The sequence below is a fragment of the Rufibacter tibetensis genome (assembly GCF_001310085.1).
Lineage (GTDB): Bacteria > Bacteroidota > Bacteroidia > Cytophagales > Hymenobacteraceae > Nibribacter > Nibribacter tibetensis.
Window position 1 is genome coordinate 4,032,967 of sequence record NZ_CP012643.1, and the last position, 19,423, is coordinate 4,052,389.

Annotated in this window: 17 protein-coding genes; 9 read left to right on the top strand and 8 right to left on the bottom strand. The window is 48.0% G+C overall.

The genetic code is table 11. The annotated features are described in order from the left end of the window. Positions 1-61: 61 nt before the first annotated feature. A complete protein-coding gene (locus tag DC20_RS16415) occupies positions 62-1,990 on the bottom strand; it encodes an ABC-F family ATP-binding cassette domain-containing protein (RefSeq protein WP_062544822.1) in 1,929 nt (642 codons plus the stop codon). A 258-nt stretch (positions 1,991-2,248) separates the two neighbouring features. Between DC20_RS16415 and DC20_RS16420 the strand changes: the two genes are divergently transcribed. Further along, positions 2,249-2,821: a 2'-5' RNA ligase family protein gene (locus tag DC20_RS16420; RefSeq protein ID WP_062544823.1), complete on the top strand. Its 573-nt coding sequence runs from the start codon at positions 2,249-2,251 to the stop codon at positions 2,819-2,821. 52 nt (positions 2,822-2,873) lie between these two features. On the opposite strand, the gene DC20_RS16425 is transcribed toward DC20_RS16420, so the two are convergent. The 5 genes from DC20_RS16425 to hslV form a co-directional block, all read right to left on the bottom strand. Continuing rightward, on the bottom strand, positions 2,874-4,307 hold the full coding sequence (locus tag DC20_RS16425; RefSeq protein WP_062544824.1) for a pyridoxal phosphate-dependent decarboxylase family protein: 1,434 nt from the start codon (positions 4,305-4,307) through the stop codon (positions 2,874-2,876). 174 nt (positions 4,308-4,481) lie between these two features. After that, positions 4,482-5,075, bottom strand: a complete 594-nt coding sequence (locus DC20_RS16430; protein WP_062544825.1) for a DUF4136 domain-containing protein — start codon at positions 5,073-5,075, stop codon at positions 4,482-4,484. A gap of 274 nt (positions 5,076-5,349) precedes the next feature. Next, positions 5,350-5,526: a hypothetical protein gene (locus DC20_RS22930; protein ID WP_157593195.1), complete on the bottom strand. Its 177-nt coding sequence runs from the start codon at positions 5,524-5,526 to the stop codon at positions 5,350-5,352. Between the two features lie 138 nt (positions 5,527-5,664). Then, complete coding sequence (locus tag DC20_RS16435) at positions 5,665-6,636, bottom strand: deoxyhypusine synthase family protein (RefSeq protein WP_062544826.1); 972 nt, start codon at positions 6,634-6,636, stop codon at positions 5,665-5,667. 99 nt (positions 6,637-6,735) lie between these two features. Next, positions 6,736-7,275: an ATP-dependent protease subunit HslV gene (gene hslV / locus DC20_RS16440; RefSeq protein WP_062544827.1), complete on the bottom strand. Its 540-nt coding sequence runs from the start codon at positions 7,273-7,275 to the stop codon at positions 6,736-6,738. Positions 7,276-7,613: 338 nt separating this feature from the next. Here hslV and nagB point away from each other — a divergent pair, with 338 nt between their 5' ends. Then, positions 7,614-9,533 (top strand): glucosamine-6-phosphate deaminase, encoded by a 1,920-nt coding sequence (gene nagB, locus DC20_RS16445; RefSeq protein WP_062544828.1) that lies wholly within the window; start codon positions 7,614-7,616, stop codon positions 9,531-9,533. 512 nt (positions 9,534-10,045) lie between these two features. On the opposite strand, the gene DC20_RS16450 is transcribed toward nagB, so the two are convergent. Both DC20_RS16450 and DC20_RS16455 read right to left on the bottom strand, forming a co-directional pair. Further along, on the bottom strand, positions 10,046-11,764 hold the full coding sequence (locus tag DC20_RS16450; protein ID WP_062546005.1) for a pyruvate dehydrogenase complex dihydrolipoamide acetyltransferase: 1,719 nt from the start codon (positions 11,762-11,764) through the stop codon (positions 10,046-10,048). A gap of 138 nt (positions 11,765-11,902) precedes the next feature. Then, positions 11,903-12,517, bottom strand: a complete 615-nt coding sequence (locus DC20_RS16455) for a histidine phosphatase family protein (RefSeq protein ID WP_062544829.1) — start codon at positions 12,515-12,517, stop codon at positions 11,903-11,905. 52 nt (positions 12,518-12,569) lie between these two features. Here DC20_RS16455 and DC20_RS16460 point away from each other — a divergent pair, with 52 nt between their 5' ends. The 7 genes from DC20_RS16460 to DC20_RS16490 all read left to right on the top strand — a co-directional run bounded on the left by DC20_RS16460 (position 12,570) and on the right by DC20_RS16490 (position 19,349). Next, positions 12,570-12,989, top strand: a complete 420-nt coding sequence (locus DC20_RS16460) for a hotdog fold thioesterase (protein WP_062544830.1) — start codon at positions 12,570-12,572, stop codon at positions 12,987-12,989. A 6-nt stretch (positions 12,990-12,995) separates the two neighbouring features. Continuing rightward, positions 12,996-14,213, top strand: coding sequence for a chorismate-binding protein (locus DC20_RS16465; RefSeq protein WP_083470356.1), 1,218 nt, complete (start codon positions 12,996-12,998; stop codon positions 14,211-14,213). Beyond that, entirely contained in the window at positions 14,210-15,922 is a 1,713-nt protein-coding gene (gene menD / locus DC20_RS16470) for a 2-succinyl-5-enolpyruvyl-6-hydroxy-3-cyclohexene-1-carboxylic-acid synthase (RefSeq protein WP_062544831.1), read from the top strand. The genes DC20_RS16465 and menD overlap by 4 nt, the downstream gene beginning before the upstream one ends. Before the next feature lie 106 nt (positions 15,923-16,028). Then, positions 16,029-16,550 (top strand): DoxX family protein, encoded by a 522-nt coding sequence (locus DC20_RS16475; RefSeq protein WP_062544832.1) that lies wholly within the window; start codon positions 16,029-16,031, stop codon positions 16,548-16,550. A gap of 146 nt (positions 16,551-16,696) precedes the next feature. Then, positions 16,697-17,164 carry a DoxX family protein gene (locus tag DC20_RS16480; RefSeq protein ID WP_062544833.1) on the top strand — a complete coding sequence of 156 codons (468 nt, stop codon included), beginning with the start codon at positions 16,697-16,699 and terminating at the stop codon, positions 17,162-17,164. A gap of 99 nt (positions 17,165-17,263) precedes the next feature. After that, the gene (gene menB, locus DC20_RS16485) at positions 17,264-18,088 is read left to right on the top strand and encodes a 1,4-dihydroxy-2-naphthoyl-CoA synthase (RefSeq protein WP_062546007.1); all 825 of its coding nucleotides are present in this window, start codon (positions 17,264-17,266) and stop codon (positions 18,086-18,088) included. Between the two features lie 166 nt (positions 18,089-18,254). Continuing rightward, positions 18,255-19,349, top strand: a complete 1,095-nt coding sequence (locus tag DC20_RS16490; RefSeq protein ID WP_062544834.1) for an AMP-binding protein — start codon at positions 18,255-18,257, stop codon at positions 19,347-19,349. Positions 19,350-19,423: the final 74 nt, after the last annotated feature.

Here is a 19,423-nt window from a genome sequence, read left to right on the forward strand (position 1 = left end):
GAAAACGAGCCTAAAAAGAAAAGCCTTACAGGATTAGGTTCTGTAAGGCTTGATCTGGTGCTTATTTCAATTGGTTTTCTAACTCGTCTACCTGCTCCATGAGCTGTTCCCAGGCGCTTTGCTCTTTGTCTAGCTGCGTCTTGATTTTGTTAAACTGTTGGGTAGCCTCATGTAAGGCGTTCGGGTCTGAGTAGGTGCTGGGAAGGGCCAGTTTACTTTCGCAGTTCTTCAGCTTGCTTTCTAGGTCATTCACCAGGCCTTCCACCTGCTTCAATTTCTGGTTTATTTTTTTCAGTTCCTGCTCCAGTTCCTGCTGCTGGCTGGCCGTTGGTTTCGGTTTGGCTTGCGTCTTGGCCGCTGCAGGTTGTTGCTGCGCTGTGCGTTTCACGCCGCGGTCCCGTTGCTCCATGAAATACTCGTACTCATGGTACGTGCCCGGATATTCCTTCAGCTCATGATCCTCGATGTACCAGATCTTGTTGGCCACATTCTCCACAAAGTACCGGTCGTGGGAGATGACCACGAAGGTACCCTCGTACTGATCCAGTGCCTGAATCAGGATGTTCACCGACTGCATGTCCAAGTGGTTTGTAGGCTCATCCAGCAGCAGGAAGTTGGCCTCAGAGATCAGCGTTTTAGCCAAGGCTACGCGGCTTTTCTCTCCCCCTGAAAGCACTTTGATTTTTTTGAAAACCGTATCACCGGTAAACAGGAAAGAACCTAAGACGCCCCGCAATTCCATTTCGGTACGGCGGCTGCCTGCCTGGATCATTTCCTGCAGGATTTCGTTTTCTACGTTCAGGCTTTCCAACTGGTGCTGGGCGTAGAAGGCCATGATCACGTTGTGACCCAATTGGCGATCACCTTTGATTGGTTCATCTCCGGCAATAATCCGCATGAGGGTAGATTTACCTTTACCGTTTGCCCCAATCAGCGCGATTTTGTCTCCGCGCTCAATGTTTACGTTCGTGTTTTTGAAGATCAGCTTCTCGCCGTAACTTTTGGCTACGTTCTCCAGGCGCAGAATATTACGGCCGGGTTGCACGGTAAACTGGAACTTGAAGTTTACTACGGGCGCGTCACCGGCCACGTCTTCAATACGCTCCAATTTGTCCAGTGCTTTCATACGGCTTTGGGCCTGCTTCGCTTTGGTTGCTTTTGCCTTAAAACGGGCAATAAACTGTTCAGCCTGTTTTATCTGCTGCTGCTGGTTTTCGTAAGCGCCTTTCTGAATTTCGTTCCGGAGCTCTTTTTCTTCCAGGTAGAAGCTATAATTACCGGCGTACACGTTCAGTTTGGCACCGGAAACTTCCACGGTAACGTTAGTAGTCCGGTCCAGGAACTCGCGGTCGTGGGAAACAATCACGAGGGCACCTTCATATGCACTGAGGTAATTTTCAATCCACTTGATGGAAGGTAGGTCCAAGTGGTTGGTAGGCTCATCCAGTAACAGGAGCGAAGGTTTTTGCAACAGGATCTTGGCCAGCATCACGCGCATGCGCCACCCTCCGGAAAAGGTCTTAAGCGGTTGCTGCAGTTCTTGCGTAGTGAAACCAAGGCCTTCCAGAATCTCCTCGGCTTTTATTTGCATGTTGTAGCCGTCCAGTGCCTCAAAATGCTCCTGAAGCTTGGCAAGTTTGTCAATGTGCTCGTCCTGGTAATCTGTTTCCATCTCGTGCAGCACCTCGTCAATCTTGCGCTGCAGCTGAATGGCCTCGTCAAAAGCCTGCATGGCCACGTTCAGGATGCTTTCATGGGTGTCATAGGAAAGCAGGTCCTGGTTCAGGAAGCCCAAGGTGGTCTCGCGGCTCATCTGGATGCTGCCACCGTCTGGTTTGTACTCTCCCACTAACAGGCGCAGCAAGGTAGATTTGCCCGTTCCGTTCAGCCCTACCAACCCAATCTTGTCTTTGGGCTTGATGTGCAGGTTGGCGTCTTCGTACAGGGTGCGGCTTCCGAAATGGAAATTGAGGTTATTTATGGAAATCATGGAAAAAGCGTATCAAACCGCAAAGGTACGCAATTCTGTAGAAACCTTATTCTCAGGATTTCTGGGGTAAGAAGAGAAACAGCCTAGAGGAAATTTGAGGAACAGTTAAAGCCGAAGAAGTATGCGATTCAGACTTGTCTACCAAAGGAGTCCCTTCAATATTTAAACCCTTCGGCACCAATACCGTTGAGGTTAAAAGTTATTTTGGTTTTTGACGTTATTTTGGGAAAAGACCAATAAATCTTAACATTACCTTCTATGGTAGCAATTGTATCCTTACTCGACGCTCAATATTCAGACAAAGTAAATGAACTGATATTTAGCTTAGAGCGGGAGTTTGGGTTGAAAGGTGTGCAGATGACCCCTTATCCGCACCTTACTTGGTTAACAGTCAATGATGGCAGTTTACATAAACTGAAGGCGACGTTAGGCCAAGCCGCTGGCATTTGTTGCAAGTTTACAATTGCCACCACTGGACTGGGGGTTTTCCCGGGAGAAAAGCCGGTTCTTTACATTCCTGTGATCAGGACCGTGACGGTGAATGATTTTCATGGACAATTGCACAAAGCGGTAGGGAAGGTTTGCCAGGAAATTGGCCCTTACTATCACCCTGAGGTTTGGATGCCGCACCTTTCCCTTGCGCTGGGAGACACAACGCCTGAAGTAGTTTCTAAAGCCATTCTTTTCCTGAACCGCGAGACGTATAACTGGAAAACAGAATTAGACAACATAACGCTGCTCACCAAGCACGATGATCTCTTCCTAAAAGATGGGGTATTCCCATTGGTGGGTGATGAGGTGGAAGACACCATCAAGCTTTCCTCAAGGTAAAGTATATACCACCTCCTTTGAACGAAGTGGTATATACGTCTAATCACTACTGTTACACTTCAACTGAATTCTCTAACTCACTTGCTTTTTCCTGTAGAATCTGGAGCGTCAGGTCTATCGTGTCCTGATGGGTTCTGAAAGAAAGAATGGCCATGCGGAGCATAAAGGCGCCGTTCAGCAAGGTAGAGGAAAGAAAAACGCGACCGTCTGTTTGCACGGCCTTAATCAGTTTCTGATTGAAGGCATTCACCTCAACACCCTTCTTAGGCAAGTACCGGAAAATCACCACGGATAGTTCTGGCACCACGGGCACTTCAAAGTCAGGGTGTTGCTTTAGCTGTGAGTATGCATAGTTTGCTAACGTAAGTTTCTCCTCCAGGGCATCTCTAAAAGCACTTACTCCATGCAGTTTGAGGGGAAGCCACAGCCGGAGTCCCCTGAAGTGTTTACTTAACTCTGGAGACAAATCTGCTGGCGAAGCCTCTTCTGTAGCTGAAAGTGCGTCCTGCATGTAATTGGCCTGGTAGTGGTGTGTCTCTGCAGCTTGTCGTTTGTTTTTGATGAGGACTGCCCCTAAACCATACGGAATGAACAAGCCTTTGTGGGGATCCATTACCACTGAGTCTGCCTCTTCAATACCGGCTAGCCCTGGTTTACCAGAAGCTGCTAACGCAAAGAACCCGCCGTACGCAGCATCTACATGATACCATAACTGGTGCCGCTTCGCCACTTGGGCTATGGCTTGTAAAGGATCAATAGCTCCCACGTCAGTGGTGCCGGCTGAGGCAATGATAAGCCAGGGTTTTAGATCAGCAGCGTTGTCTTCTACAATTGCCTGTTCCAGAGCTTCCGGGTTCATCCGGTACTGTTCATCCATGGGAATGTAGCGAATGGGGCATTCGCCTAGTCCAGCAATGCGCAATGCTTTGTCAAGGCAATGGTGGGCGTGTTCGGTGGTATACACGACGGCATCAGGAATGAGACGGGCCTTAATCTCTTGGGCATCACGGGCGGTAGCCAAGGCAATCAGGCTGGCAATACTTCCTCCGGAGGTGAGATTTCCCGCAACATCTGTCGGGAAGCCGATTAAATCAGCCATCCAGCGCAATAGCATGTTCTCCATGCGCACCGCTCCAGGGGCTGAGAAGAAGATACCGGCGTATTTGTTTGTCACGGCGGCTAAATAATCTCCTAACCCCGAGTAGTACAGTCCACCGCCCGGAATGTACCCTAGGTGCCCACCTGAGGCAGAGTTGATACCAGGAATGTCCACCTCTGTTTTCAGTAAGCCCAAAGCCTCTTCTATGTCTCCGGGTTGTTCCTGAAAGGGACTTTCCAGTAGCCCAGCACCTTTACTTGGTGAATCAACAAAGGCCGGCAACGAAGGCAGTTCCTGCAGGAATGTCTGGACATAGGTCTCAACTGCTTGCTGTACTCGCAGACGATCGGCTAGCTGAGGCTCAAGAGGGTAGGAGTGGGTATTCATGAAGGTATATACTCTTGTTAGGTGGTATTTTGAATATCAAAAAGGTTTCAAGATACTAAATATTGTCTGCAGGGCTTTCATTAGGTATAAACCTGTATACAGAAAAGGGGTGTTTTAAGGCCTGTTTCATGAAACAGGCCTTAAAACACCCCTTTTCTGTATACTTAGATGCTTCTAGTTGTTGGAAGAGTTTTCCCGCAAGTAACCTTTCCGGAATACCCTGTATTGGTCGAAGATGGTTCTAACGGCCCTGTTCAAATAAGCGGTACTTTCGGAAGTAGGGTCCGAAAGCACCCCCGAGGTATAGCCCTGCCAAACTGCATTTTGTTTTTTATGGTCTAGGAGAGTCACAAGCAAGGTTCCTTGGCTCATGTACATTTTGATGGGTTTGTACGCTTCGTGCTCTTTGGTAGGCTCTTCATTGTTAACCAGCCAAATGTCGAACTCTTCCTGCTCATACCCCTTCATGTTAAGGTCATTGTAGTAAATGTAATAGCTTACCAGTAAGTCCGGCTTCTTGTCACTGTACTCGTATCCCTGAATTTCAAGCCGCTCCCTGATGTATTTTTTCAGAACCTCGTAGTTCTTTAAGGTGACGCTATCCTCTTCAGAGGCATGGGTAATAAAGTTAAAGGTGCGGTATTTGTGAAAAGCCCCGTTATAGCTGTAGTCAGACCCAAATTTACGGTGCCCGAACCCTAGGCAGCTGCTTAACGCCCCTATTAACAAGATTAGTAAGATAGTGGACAGATGGTAGTGCTTTCTCATTTCTCTTCGGCTTTAAAATTCTGTATCTCCGTTACTTACGACTTAATATTCTTAGAAGGTTTTCATTTATTAAAAGAAAATGAAAAAATAGGGTAATCACTTATTTCATCAGTATTTCTACTTTTTGGGAAGAGGTGACTTTATCTGAAGAGCAAATTTTTTCAGAATCTATCAAGTAGAAAAGCTCTTACAAGCTGATTTCTACCTGCAAACGAGATGCAGTAGCGGGCAACTGGGTGGGGAACCAGAATCTGCCTTCCTTAACTACTATATATTAACCAGTTTCAGAGGTAATTTCTTTCAAACCAAAGCTGACCTCCTGACAGGTCTTTTGGTTGGTAAGGGGCTTCAATTTAACAGTAGCGGTAGTAGCATTAGCCACCACTACAACAGTGGGTTTCCGCTGGTTGATTAAGACGGTAGCTGAGAGGTAGAGGTGATGTATCAGCATGATAACCAAATAGTTTAATTAACTGTCAAGCAGTCTCTTATTTTCAAGTTACAAAATAATATTGGAATTATTTTACTAAAAGGGCATAAAAAAGGCGGGAGATTATCCCGCCTTTTACTTCTATGCAATCTTGTTAGATTACATGTCTAATACGATAGCAAATACCAGAGGTGCTACAATGGTCGCATCTGATTCAATCACGAACTTAGGGGTATCAATTCCAAGTTTCCCCCAGGTGATCTTCTCATTCGGCACCGCCCCAGAATAAGAACCATAGGAGGTGGTTGAGTCAGAAATCTGAGCGAAATAACCCCACAACGGAACCCCGGTGCGCTGTAAATCTTGGTGCAGCATAGGAACCACGCATATAGGGAAGTCACCGGCAATACCACCACCAATCTGGAAGAAACCAATAGTGGAGTCTTCCTTGGCGGTGTTGGTGTACCACTCGGCTAGTTCCATCATGTACTGAATACCAGTACTCATGGTATGTACATTCTTGATATCACCAGAGATCACGTGACCAGTGTAGATGTTACCCAAGGTAGAATCTTCCCACCCTGGTACGAAGATGGGCAGGTTCTTCTTGGCCGCTTCCAACATCCAGCTGTTTTTAGGGTCAATTTGGTAATACTGCTCCAGATCACCGGACAATAAGATTTGGTAGAAGAACTGGTGCGGGAAATATGCCTCACCGGCCTGATCTGCTTTTTGCCAGTATTTAAGAACCGTGTGCTCTAAACGGCGCATCGCTTCTTCCTCTGGAATACAGGTATCAGTTACGCGGTTCAGGTGGCGGTCTAATAAATCTTGTTCGTCTTGTGGCGTTAAGTCACGGTAATTAGGAATGCGCTCATAGAAATCATGAGCCACCAGGTTGAAGATATCTTCTTCCAGGTTTGCGCCGGTACAGGTAATGGCCTGTACTTTGTCCTGCCGGATCATTTCAGCCAGAATAATCCCCAATTCAGCGGTACTCATGGCACCAGCCAGGGTGATCATCATTTTACCACCCCTGTTTAAATGAGTCTTATAACCTTCAGCGGCATCAATCAGAGCGGCTGCGTTGAAATGCTTGTAATGATCTTTCAGGAACTGCGTTACCTTCATGCTGTTCAATTTTTATGAAATGGGTTGTTGGTTGTTGTAAATGTTTGCTTTTGACTACTATCAAAAAGGAGCCATGGAGCAAACAGGAAATTACTGGTGTTAGTTCGGTTTTTCTATTACCAGATTGTGATTCGTGTAAATACAAATATCAGCGGCAATGTTGAGGGCCTCACGTACCATTTCCTCAGCGGTGAGGTGCGGCGCGTGCTTTTTAAGAGCCAAAGCGGCTGATTGGGCATAGGTACTCCCAGACCCAATAGCGGCAATCTGGTGGTCTGGTTCCAACACGTCACCGGTTCCGGAGATAATCAATAGTTCTTCTTTATTGGCTACCACCATCATGGCTTCCAGTTTGCGCAGGTATTGGTCTTTACGCCAGTCTTTGGCTAACTCAATGGCGGCCCGTTTCATGTTGTTGCTGTAGGCAGCCAGTTTCTCTTCAAAGCGCTCCAATAGAGTAAAGGCATCGGCAGTAGAGCCGGCAAACCCAGTTACAATTTTACCATCCTGCAGCTTCCGCACTTTGCGCACGTTGCTCTTAGCAATATATTTATCTATCGTGGCCTGGCCATCGGCACCCAAAGCCACTTCTCCGTTATGGTAAATGCCCAACACGGTGGTAGAACGTATTTTCGTCATGATGTACCTTTCTTTATAAGAAGCCGTTGTGGCCCGTTTTACAGCCGCGAAAGTACGACAAACTTTCCTAATACCCGAACCAGCTCCAGGAATGTCCGTTTTGCAGGTGTTTTATAAAAATGGAGCAGAAATAGACAAACAAAATCTGCAGTGATCAACAAAACATAAAAGAGAGACTTTGAACATTAGTTTTAATGAATAGGATAATTGAGGAATAAGATGAGATATTTTTTAAATATATTTCAGTATAAATAACATGTTATTAAATTTTGTTAAATAGATAGACTTTATAAATTTGCTTGTTCCATACCTAAAAACCTACTAACCAGAATATAATTATGAGCAGGCTTAACCTATTGGAAGAAACGCGTTATGAGAAGGTGCCAGTTACGGTGTACCAAAATCAGCAGGAAGCTTCCAGAGCAGTGGCACACCGGATTGCAGCCTTAATCAGGGAGAAGCAGGGGCGGGGAGAAAAAACCGTACTTGGTTTGGCGACGGGTGCTACGCCAGTGGGCGTGTACGCTGAACTGGCTCGTCTGCACCGCGAGGAGGGCCTTAGCTTCCGGAATGTAATTACGTTCAACTTGGATGAATATTATCCTATGCAGCCAACCGCTCCCCAAAGCTACGTGCGGTTCATGGATGAGAACCTGTTCAACCACATAGATATTGACAAGGCCAACGTGAACATTCCAGACGGTACCTTATCATTGGAGGAGATTCCGGCTTTCTGCCTTGCTTATGAAAAGAAGATAGAGGAATTTGGTGGATTGGATTTGCAGGTGCTGGGGATTGGTAGAACTGGCCACATTGGTTTCAACGAACCAGGTTCTGCCCCTAACTCGGGAACCAGGTTAGTCACGCTAGACGACCTTACCCGCCGTGACGCTTCCCGTGATTTTGGAGGAAAGGAAAACGTGCCTACCAAAGCCATCACCATGGGCATAGGTACCATTTTCAAGGCCCGCGAAATAGTGCTGATGGCTTGGAATGCCAAGAAGGCCTCTATTGTAAGAAAAGCTGTAGAGGGGGAAATCTCCGGTGAAGTACCTGCCACTTACCTACAGCACTCAGATAATGTGGAGTTTGTTTTGGACCAGGATGCCGCTGGAGATTTGACCCGTTTTGGCACCCCTTGGTTAGTGAAGGACTGTCACTGGGACACAAAACTGACCAGAAAAGCAGTTATTTGGCTTTCTGATACCGTAAAAAAACCTATCCTGAAACTCACGGAGGAAGACTACAATGCCCACGGTATGGCTCAATTAGCGGTAGACCGTGGACCCGTGTATAATATCAACATAGACGTATTCAACCAACTGCAACATACCATTACTGGTTGGCCAGGTGGCAAACCCAACGCAGACGACTCTCAGCGTCCGGAAAGGGCTGCACCTGCAAAAAAAAGAGCTATTATTTTCTCCCCACATCCAGATGATGACGTGATCTCCATGGGGGGTACCTTCATCCGGTTGGTTGATCAGGGACATGATGTGCACGTGGCGTACCAAACCTCCGGGAACACTGCTGTCTGGGATGATGATGTGCTCCGATACATGGAATTCGCCATTGACTTCAGCAGAAGTATTGGCCACGATGGCATAAAGCTTTCCTCCGTGTACGATGACATGCGCACCTTCATTGAGCGCAAACACCCAAACCAGGTAGACACTCCTGAAATCCAGAACGTGAAGGCTTTCATAAGAAAGAGCGAAGCCATTGCTGGTGCCCGTTACGCCGGCTTAGAAGATGACCATATCCATTTCCAGGCTCTGCCTTTCTATGAAAGTGGCAAAACCAAGAAAAACCCGGTAACCGATGTGGATGTGCAACTCACCATGGACCTGCTCCAAAAAGTGAAGCCGCACCAAGTCTTCGCCGCCGGCGATTTTGAAGATCCGCACGGTACCCACATTGTCTGCTTCAACATAATCGTAGAAGCGCTGCGCAGACTACGCCAAACCGAAGATTGGGTGCAGGACTGTTGGCTCTGGATGTACCGCGGGGCCTGGCACGAGTTTGAAACCCACGAGATTGAGATGGCAGTGCCGCTTTCGCCTCAGGAAGTGGAGCGCAAAAAGATCGCCATCTTCAAACACCAAAGCCAGAAAGATCGTCCTGTTTTTCCTGGCGATGACGAGCGCGAGTTCTGGGTACGCGCCCAGGAACGCAATCGCGCCACTGCTCGCCGCTACGACCAACTAGGTTTAGCAGATTATGAAGCGATGGAAGCCTTTGTGAGATTCAAGTTTTAATTTTTATCAAATGGACTAAAAAAGCCGCTCCAAAATTTGGAGCGACTTTTTTGTTAAGTAGGGATAGGAGAGTACCTAGTAAATATGATTACTTGTTACTAGTGATTTGGATGTACCTGCAAAACTTTTCTGTAGCTGTCGCCTCACGGAAGTTGCAAACTTCCGGTCATTTTAGGTCCAAGTCATAGACTTGAACTATAGAGAGGGATTAACATGGAAAAGGCTGATCGACTTTCACCCATTCCAGTCTTTCCATCGAGCCCCTCGCTTTTGGCCATAGAAAGACTTGAACTAACAGAAATGAACTTCTCAGGCCGAAAGGGCAGTGCGAGAGGGAAAGACGGGGCCTCGCGGCCGTGAGCGCACGAAGGGCAGCAATGCAAAGACCAAGCATAAGGGCTCTGCATTAACCAGCCACCACGCCAGCAACGGCAAACCACATTCACTACCAATACCAAAACAAAAAGGCCGATGGAGTTCACCATCGGCCTTTTCTATGATTTAGAAAGAACTTATACCAACATTCTCACCGGATCTTCCAGGAAGCCTTTCAGCGTCTGCAAGAAGGCAGAACCAACAGCTCCGTCAACCACACGGTGATCACAGGAAAGCGTTACTTTCATGACGTTGCCAATCTGGATCTGACCATTCTTCACCACTGGTGTCTGCTTGATACCACCCACGGCTAGGATACATGCATCTGGTGGGTTGATGATAGCGGTAAATTCCTCAATGCCAAACATACCCAGGTTAGAGATGGTGAAGGTGCTTCCTTCCCAGTCAGACGGCTGTAGTTTCTTGGACTTGGCTTTTCCGCCTAAATCTTTTACTTCGGCAGAGATGGTTGAAAGTGACTTCTGATCAGCGTTACGCACTACTGGTACCAATAAACCATCTTCCACAGCTACGGCTACTCCAATGTTCACCACGTTGTTGTAGCGGATCTTGTCGCCCAACCAAGATGAGTTTACAGCTGGGTGCTTGCGTAAAGCGGCGGCACATGCCTTGATCACCATGTCATTGAAAGAAACTTTCACGGGAGCTACCTCATTCATGCTGGTACGAGCTTCCATGGCTTTGTCCATGTCAATCTCCATGGTTAGGAAGAAGTGCGGTGCAGTGAATAAGCTTTCAGAAAGACGACGGGCAATTACCTTACGCATCTGAGATACCGGAACCTCTGTGAAGGCTTCACCAGAATGAACCGGAGCAGAAACCTGCGGAGCTGGAGCAGCGGCAGGTTTAGCTTGAGTTTGCGGAGCAGCGCTAGGAGTAAAGTTCTCCACGTCACGCAATACAATGCGGCCGTTCTCACCGGAGCCTTTCACCTGGGTAAGGCTAATGCCTTTTTCCTGGGCAACTTTCTTCGCTAACGGAGAAGCCAATATGCGACCCTGGTTCGCTGATGCACCGTTGGCGCCTGCTTCAGCACCCTGACCTGGTACAGGAGCACCAACGGTTTGGTTTACCCCGTCACCGGATTGAGACTGCTCTTCGGTTTTATGTTCTTCGAGGCGAGTTGCTTCTTCGTTGTTTGCCGCTTCAGCAGGGTTAGCGTTACCGCCAGAATTGTTACCACCGCCGTTCAGCAAAGCCTGGTAGTCGGCACCTGCTTCACCGATAATGGCCAACACGCCGTCTACCTCTACAGAGGCACCAGCTTCTACGCCTATATATAAGAGTGTACCGTCTTCATAAGACTCCAGCTCCATGGTGGCTTTGTCCGTTTCTACTTCGGCCAACAGGTCACCAGATTTTACTTTGTCACCTACTTTTTTGTGCCAGGCTACAATGGTACCTTCCTGCATGGTGTCGCTCATTTTTGGCATGCGAACCACTTCGGCATTCACATTGGCGGCAGGGGCTGACTGGGCAGCAGGAGAAGCGGCTTGTTTAGGTTCTTCCTTCGGCGCTTCAGCCTTAGGAGCTTCCTGGGCGGCAGGGGCAGCGCCTCCGCCGTTCACTTGGGCCATGAGGCCAGAGATATCTTCACCTTGTTTCCCGATGATGGCCAACACGCCATCTACGGGTACAGATTCACCATTTTTAGGGCCGATGTACAGTAACGTCCCATCTTCATAAGACTCCAATTCCATGGTCGCCTTATCGGTTTCCACTTCGGCAAGAACGTCCCCAGATTTCACAGAGTCACCAACTTTCTTTAACCATGAGGCAATGACCCCATCGGTCATAGTATCACTCATCTTGGGCATTCGGATGATTTCGGCCATAGTTTTTTGCTCGGGTTTTAAGGCCTCAAAAATAGAGGCAAAAATGCTGTAATACAAATATGCTTTTAAGAGATTCTACGTGGTATTTTGGCTTGTTTTCAAAAAATAAGGCCAAAAATAAGAATCTTGTTCAATAATTTAGGTCAAATGTGACACATCGGCAAAACGCTCAACCCAGAACATAGAGCCGGTAAAGTTAAGCTCATAAAGGCAAAGGTTCTGGTGCACAAACCTATCCATCTGGTGCAGCGGGTATCTGAGTAGTTGGGCCAGAAGAACCCGCATGGCTCTGCCGTGCATGCACACCAGAATAGTTTTCTCCTCGGGCCGGGAAAGAATCAACTCTACAACCGGCTTCTGGCGGTCGGCTACCATCTGAGGGCTTTCTCCCCCTTCAATGGGCACATGAGTTTCTCCATTCTGCCAGCGGCGCAGCATGTCAAAGTAATACGCGTCTTCCTCTGGAGTGATCCGGGTACCCTCACGATTCCCCCAACTGATCTCATTCAGGCCGGCGTGACGCTCATGCGGAATGCCCAGATCTATAAACCCCTGTACGCTCTGCACGCTGCGTTGCAGGACTGAGGTATAGATTTTATCAAAGGCAATGCTTTGATAGGCCTGAAAGAACTTATCGGCTTGCAAGCGTCCGGTTTCATTTAAGGAACTGTCAATGCCGCTTCCCTGCACAATCCCCTGCAAGTTGAGGTCGGTTTGGCCGTGGCGGACGAGGTAGATTTTTTTGAGGCTCAATTTTAAGCTAATTTGCAGGCCCTAAGATAGGCCATAAATACGAGAACTACGGATGAAAAGTCGCGCAGATGTGTCCCTGGAAAAGCTAAATGCCTGGAATAAAAACACCTTGGGCGAGCACCTGGGTATGGAGTACACTGAGATTGGCGAAGATTACCTCGTTGGCCGGATGCCGGTAGACCACCGTACCCACCAGCCGCTGGGACTTTTGCACGGCGGCGCCTCCGTAGCCTTGGCTGAAACCTTGGGAAGCGTTGGCGCCACCATGTACTTGGATCTGGAAAAACAGTACTGCGTAGGATTGGAGATTAATGCCAACCACATCAAAAGTGTCCGCAGTGGGTATGTGTACGGCAAAGCCACTGCGATTCACGTAGGCCGCAAGACCCAAGTCTGGGAAATCCGTATTACCTCCGAAACCGGTGATTTGGTCTGTATCAGCCGCATCACCATGGCCGTTCTGGATAGATAGAAGTACATGTCCCAAGATAACCGATCTGTTTTCCCACTTACCTCTGATTCTTCTCCTGAAGAAACGGCTTTCAAAATTTTTCAGGCAGCCTTGGGTGCAACTTTACCCGTGGCGCTTTGGCGATTACCTAATACCAGGGAAGCACAAGCCTTGGTTTCTGCCGAAGTAAAGCACACCTTGCCTTCCATGGAAGGCCCACAGAGCGGATTCGCCTTTTATCCTTTTCAGTCTTCAGGAGCTGTCCCCGTTACTTTTTTACCTGCAGACTTGTACTTCTCAGGCAAGGCTGGTGTTTCCCCGCAGATAGGAGAGGCGGTACTGCCCACAAGCTTTTGGGCCGATTTCCAGAAAACGGGTCAAAAGCAAAGCAATATCCTGGAGTGGCCCAGCCACCCGGAAGGAACGGTGAAGCCCATTACCCGAGATGTGTTTGAAGTGAGCGGAGCCAAGGCAATTAAGGCCATGCAGTCCGGGTGCCTGGATAAAGTAGTATTATCCCGCACCAAAACGCTGCCTTTGTTTGAAGGCTTTGATTTGCTGCATGCCTTTACCCAACTCACCCAACTTTACCCAACAGCCTTTGTCTCCTTAGTCTCCATTCCGGGCATCGGAACCTGGTTAGGGGCAACACCCGAGTTGTTGGTGCAGGTAGACAGCTATCGGGTGTTTCGGACAGTGGCTTTGGCGGGCACCCAACCGGTTATGGAAGGTCTGACACCCGCTGATGCCATCTGGCGACAAAAAGAAATTGAGGAGCAGGCTTTGGTACAACGGTACATTGTAAGCTGCTTCCGGCACCTGCGCCTTCGGGAGTACGTGGAAATGGGACCCCGCACCATCATGGCCGGAAATTTGTTGCATCTCCGCACCGACTTCAGCGCTGCTATGGATGAAGTGGGTTTCCCAAAACTAGGTACTCAAATGCTGGAATTGCTGCACCCCACTTCAGCCGTAGGAGGAATGCCCAAAGCGGCCGCTCTGCAGATGATAGGTGAACTTGAACAACATGACCGGAGGTACTACAGCGGTTTTTTGGGTCCTGTACAGCTGGGGCAGGAAACCAATTTATTTGTGAATCTGCGGTGCGTGGAGTTGGGTCAAGATACCGTTACCGCCTATGCCGGAGCCGGCATGACCGCTGACTCTATCCCGGCCAAAGAATGGGTTGAAACCGAACTCAAAATGCAAACCGTGCTTCGCCTTTTTCAAGCGTCTGAATCATGATTTTACAAGCTGTCATAGATATTGCCGAGATCTGCGCCCGCAAGGGGGTAGAGGATATTGTGTTGTCGCCAGGTTCACGGTGTGCCCCTTTAACCTTAGCTTTTGCGAGACACCCGCAGCTGCGCGTGCGTACCGTGCCAGATGAGCGGAGTGCTGCTTTCATTGGCTTAGGAATAGCGCAGCAAACGGGCAAACCTGTAGTATTAGTTTGTACTTCCGGAACGGCGGCGTACAACTACGCTCCGGCGGTTGCGGAAGCCTTTTACCAGAACATTCCCATGCTGGTTCTCACCGCAGACAGACCCCCTGAATGGATAGATCAGCTGGACGGACAGACCATCCGGCAATCTCATATTTATGGTGGGCACGTGAAACGGAGCTTTGACTTTCCGGTAGATACAGAGCATTCTGATGCCCAGTGGTATGCCAGCCGTTTGTTAAATGAAGCCTTGAATGAGGTGATGTCTTTTCCGGAGGGGCCGGTGCAGGTGAATATCCCGTTGCGGGAGCCGTTTTACCCGGAGCCGGGCGAGGAATTTGCGTACTCCTCAAACGTAAAGATCATAGAAGAGTTGCCTTCCGGCTTTGGATTGCCTTCAAACGTGTGGAATAACCTTAAGAAAGAGCTGCAGCAGTACAAAAGAGTGTTGGTGGTGGCTGGTCAGGGTAGAAGAAATGAACTTTTGTACTCAGCCATCCAACGTTTTTGTCAGGCAACTGGAGCTGTCTTTGTGGCAGATACCATCAGCAACCAGCAGGTGGCAGGGGAGACCATTAACTACCATGATGTTTTCCTGGGGGCAAAGCACCTGCACGAGGCTGAAAGGCTTAAACCAGATTTGTTTATTACCTTTCATAAATCGCTGATTTCTAAAAATCTGAAGTTGTTCCTGCGCAAGCAGAAAGGGTTGCAGCATTGGCACGTGCAACAAGCCGGAATGGTAGCAGATACGTTCCAGTCCTTAACCCGAATCATCAGAACCACCCCACAGGATTTTTTTCAAAACCTAGGGCAAAATGGAGAGGGTTTGCAGGTCTCTCCAACTTTCAGCCATGCTTGGTTTGAGCTGGAAAATCAGGGTAAATCAGTTTTGGAGCGTTTTCTGAAAAACAGCTCTTTTTCAGAATTCAAGGCGTGCCATCAGGTGCTAAGAAGCCTGCCTTCCAATAGCCTCCTGCACTTGGCCAACAGCATGAGCGTGCGCTATGCCAACCTCATCGGCGTTGCTGAGATAGAAGGGGTGGAAGTATTTGCCAACCGGGGAACTAGCGGCATTGACGGAAGCACAAGTACGGCCGTTGGGTCAGCATTAAGCACTGATAAACTTGTAACCTTGGTGACCGGCGACATGGCCTTTCTGTATGACCGGAATGCCCTTTGGCACAATTACCTCCCCAAGAACCTGCGCATTGTAGTTCTTAACAACCATGGCGGAGGAATTTTCCGGATGATTGAAGGCCCGCGCAGTCAGCCTGAGTTGCGTCCTTTCTTTGAAACCGAACAGCGGCAAACCGCCCAAAAAACAGCGGAAGACATGGGGCTGACTTATCACAGGGTTTCTGAGGAATTGGACTTGGCCGCATTGCTGCCATCATTCTTTGACCCCACGCAGGGTGCTCAGTTGATTGAAATTGAGACAGATAGCGCTGAAAACTTTGGTATTTTCTCTTCCTATAGAGAGCAGGTCGCTAAGGATATTAAGTTATAGAATCTATCTAAGGATTATTTGCAACATTTAACAAAGTTTTAATTGACTTAAGCATAAATAAGATGTAAATTCATAATGGAGACGCTGCTGTAAAGGCGTGAAAATCATGGAGTTTACGAAAGACGTTGAGAAATGGCATCACAAACACAGAGTGGTGCTCTATGACTACGGCCGGATAGCGTTAGGGTGCTTTCTATTATTTAAGGGGGTGCAGTTTCTTTTCAATACAACTGCTCTTGAGCAAATCCTTTTAGACAGCCAACTGTATTCCATTGCCACTTTTCTGGCTTATACTATAGCCATCATCCACGTAATTGGTGGGTTGATGATTATGGTGGGATGGCATACCCGCATTGCCTGCATTGTTCAAATTCCTATTGTGATGTGCGCAGTCTTGTTTTTCAGTCCCGCACACGACCTGTTCTCGCTTTACTCTCCCTTCGCGGTAGCCTTGTACACCCTGGTATTTCTTTGCATTTATGTAGTGGGTGGCTCCGGCTATTATTCTTTTGACCATAAAGCGGTCATGGAAAAGAAGCACCTACTTAAAAAGCATAAATCTCAGGGGCTAAAGGCTCGCTTGAAAAAAGAAGACCATGTAATGAACACTGGTCTTCCTCAGTTGTGATGGTTCACTGTGGCATAATCCTATCTGCTAAGGAGGATCAATCTCCGTTATTTGACTTTTCAAATTAAGTCAAATTGCTTATCTGCTTCACCAACTATGCTTCATGTATACTTCTTTGGAGGCGCTACCGTAATAGCGTGACAAATATGAATTGGGTACAGCAAGTAGATCAGTGGCAAAATCAACACCGCCCCGTGGCCTATGACTACGGTAGAATTATTCTGGGCCTTTTTATCCTTTACAAGGGCCTTACATTTATTGCAGACACCTCGGCATTGGCAGAGATCATCCAGAACAGCCAATTCAAGTTTCTGGCTCTAGGGTTGGCGCACTACGTGGCCTTTGCCCACCTGGTGGGAGGAGTCCTGATTGCCATTGGGTTGATTACCCGAGTAGCGGTTGGCTTTCAGATACCAATTTTGATTGGTGCAGTATTTTTCTTTAATCCTGGCCAAGGCTTTTTCTCTGTTAACCCTCAGTTTGCTATTTCACTAATCACGCTCATTGCCCTTATCTTTTATTTTGTAGGCGGCTCGGGTTATTACTCAGTAGATCACAGATTTGAGTCGAACGAGAAAAAACTGCAACAGAAAAAAACGGGCTTGTCCGCTTAAAAATTTAGTGGCAGAACTCTTTTCTCCGCCTACCTTTGTGTAATCCTGCAAGGGCATTGTACATTTATGCCCGCAAAAGTTTCACCAAAACTGAGGTTCATGCAAAGCACATTCAACTGGACAACCCTAAAAGAATACCAAGAGATACTTTTTCAATTTTATAACGGCATTGCCAAAATAAGCATCAACCGGCCCCACGTGCACAATGCGTTCACCCCCCGCACCGTAGCCGAGATGATAGATGCCATGAACATCTGCCGTGACAATGCTGAAATTGGAGTCATCATTTTAACCGGCGAAGGCGGCAAGGCCTTCTGCTCAGGAGGTGACCAAAGCGTACGCGGACACGGGGGCTATATAGGGGAAGATACCGTTCCTCGCCTGAACGTGCTGGACCTGCAGATGCAGATCCGCCGCATTCCTAAGCCCGTGATAGCCATGGTGGCTGGTTGGGCTATTGGTGGCGGACACGTATTGCACGTGGTTTGTGATCTTTCCATTGCTGCAGAAAACGCCCGTTTTGGCCAAACTGGTCCTAAAGTAGGTTCCTTTGACGGAGGTTTTGGGGCATCTTACCTGGCCCGTATAGTTGGCCAGAAAAAAGCCCGCGAGATCTGGTACCTGTGTGACCAGTACAATGCCCAGGAAGCTCTTGACATGGGCTTGGTAAATAAAGTGGTTCCATTAGAGCAACTGGAAGAGACTACGGTAGAGTGGTGCCAGAAAATTCTGGAGAAAAGCCCTCTGGCTCTGCGCATGCTTAAAGCCTCTTTCAATGCGGAGCTAGACGGCCAGTCAGGTATCCAGCAATTGGCCGGAGATGCCACTTTGCTGTATTATCTGTCTGACGAAGCTAAGGAAGGGAAGAATGCTTTCCTTGAGAAGCGTAAACCTGATTTCTCCAAGTACCCTAAATTCCCATGATTTAGATAATGAGATCTAGACATTAAATTCTAAAATGGCCTTGAATCTTCCAAAGAGAGATTTAAGGCCATTTTGTTTGTGCTCGCTTAAACTTATTTTACTGCTGGTAGTAAGTTTGCTCAAGACTCCGTCTCACATCCATTGTCTAACTTCTAGCGTCTGATACATGCCTGACCACCTACTTCTGAATGGTAAGAAATTTTACTTAGATGAAATTCAGCATTATTCCTTCCGCCAAAGTATTCCATTGGATGGTTATGAAGCCAAAACCCTGGAGTTTTGCAAGAATTGGCTACAGGGAGTACAGGAGTACCCGGTGCAGACCTCGGGTAGCACGGGTGCGCCTAAGTTGATAGAACTTAGCCGTGACCGCATGGAAGCCAGTGCGCAGCGTACGTTGCGCATCTTTGACCTTCAGCCCGAAGACAAGGTTCTGGTGTGCATGAACACTGAGTACATTGCGGGTATGATGATGTTGGTGCGTGGGTTTGTAGGAAAGCTGCACGTGACTATCATTGAACCCATTGGCAACCCCCTGGCAAGTGTTGACCCAGAGGCAGAATTTGATTTTGTGGCCATGGTGCCGCTTCAACTGCAGACCATACTGGAGCAGACTCCTGACAAAGTTTCTAAACTGAACCAGATGAAAGCCATTCTGCTGGGCGGAGCACCCGTAGGGAAAGCATTGGAAATGGCCGTGCAGGTATTAAAGGTACCTGTTTTCCAAAGCTATGGCATGACCGAAACCGTTTCCCACATAGCGGTACGGCGTCTTAACGGCCATGAGAAAACAGACTACTACACTGCACCCCCAGAGGTTTTTTTAGGTACAGACAGACGAGGGTGCCTTACCATCTCTGCAGACGTAACGGGCGGTGACACAATCGTGACGAATGACCTGGTAGAACTGCTGGAAAATAATTCCTTCCGGTGGTTAGGCCGCGCCGATCATACCGTAAATTCAGGCGGGGTGAAAGTGCAGTTGGAGAAAGTGGAATCCGCACTAGGAGAGGCCCTGGCAGACATGGGCATCTCACGCAGGTTCTTTGCCGCCGCATTGCCAGATGAGGCGCTAGGTGAGCGCTTGATAGCTGTTTTGGAAGGAAGTCCGCTCACTGATGTGGAAGAAACGAATTTAAAAGGAAAACTGAGCAAGTCCCTCTCAAAATACGAAATTCCTAAACAGTTCGGCTATTTGCCCAGGTTGCCAGAAACTGCTACTGGAAAACTTGATCGTCGTAATGGAATAACTATGATTTAAACGTTTAGGGCCTGTTTTGAAGAAAGGCTCTGCTTTGCGGTCGGGCGGATTAGTAGTATAGTTCATCCTCATTA

Coding starts and splice junctions, on each gene's coding strand:
- menB (WP_062546007.1), top strand. CDS start 17,264: ATGCAAAGCACATTCAACTGGACAACCCTAAAAGAATACCAAGAGATA.
- DC20_RS16430 (WP_062544825.1), bottom strand. CDS start 5,075: ATGAGAAAGCACTACCATCTGTCCACTATCTTACTAATCTTGTTAATA.
- DC20_RS16435 (WP_062544826.1), bottom strand. CDS start 6,636: ATGAAGGTAACGCAGTTCCTGAAAGATCATTACAAGCATTTCAACGCA.
- DC20_RS16420 (WP_062544823.1), top strand. CDS start 2,249: ATGGTAGCAATTGTATCCTTACTCGACGCTCAATATTCAGACAAAGTA.
- DC20_RS16415 (WP_062544822.1), bottom strand. CDS start 1,990: ATGATTTCCATAAATAACCTCAATTTCCATTTCGGAAGCCGCACCCTG.
- DC20_RS22930 (WP_157593195.1), bottom strand. CDS start 5,526: ATGCTGATACATCACCTCTACCTCTCAGCTACCGTCTTAATCAACCAG.
- DC20_RS16490 (WP_062544834.1), top strand. CDS start 18,255: ATGCCTGACCACCTACTTCTGAATGGTAAGAAATTTTACTTAGATGAA.
- hslV (WP_062544827.1), bottom strand. CDS start 7,275: ATGACGAAAATACGTTCTACCACCGTGTTGGGCATTTACCATAACGGA.
- DC20_RS16480 (WP_062544833.1), top strand. CDS start 16,697: ATGAATTGGGTACAGCAAGTAGATCAGTGGCAAAATCAACACCGCCCC.
- menD (WP_062544831.1), top strand. CDS start 14,210: ATGATTTTACAAGCTGTCATAGATATTGCCGAGATCTGCGCCCGCAAG.
- DC20_RS16460 (WP_062544830.1), top strand. CDS start 12,570: ATGAAAAGTCGCGCAGATGTGTCCCTGGAAAAGCTAAATGCCTGGAAT.
- DC20_RS16475 (WP_062544832.1), top strand. CDS start 16,029: ATGGAGTTTACGAAAGACGTTGAGAAATGGCATCACAAACACAGAGTG.
- DC20_RS16425 (WP_062544824.1), bottom strand. CDS start 4,307: ATGAATACCCACTCCTACCCTCTTGAGCCTCAGCTAGCCGATCGTCTG.
- DC20_RS16465 (WP_083470356.1), top strand. CDS start 12,996: ATGTCCCAAGATAACCGATCTGTTTTCCCACTTACCTCTGATTCTTCT.
- nagB (WP_062544828.1), top strand. CDS start 7,614: ATGAGCAGGCTTAACCTATTGGAAGAAACGCGTTATGAGAAGGTGCCA.
- DC20_RS16450 (WP_062546005.1), bottom strand. CDS start 11,764: ATGGCCGAAATCATCCGAATGCCCAAGATGAGTGATACTATGACCGAT.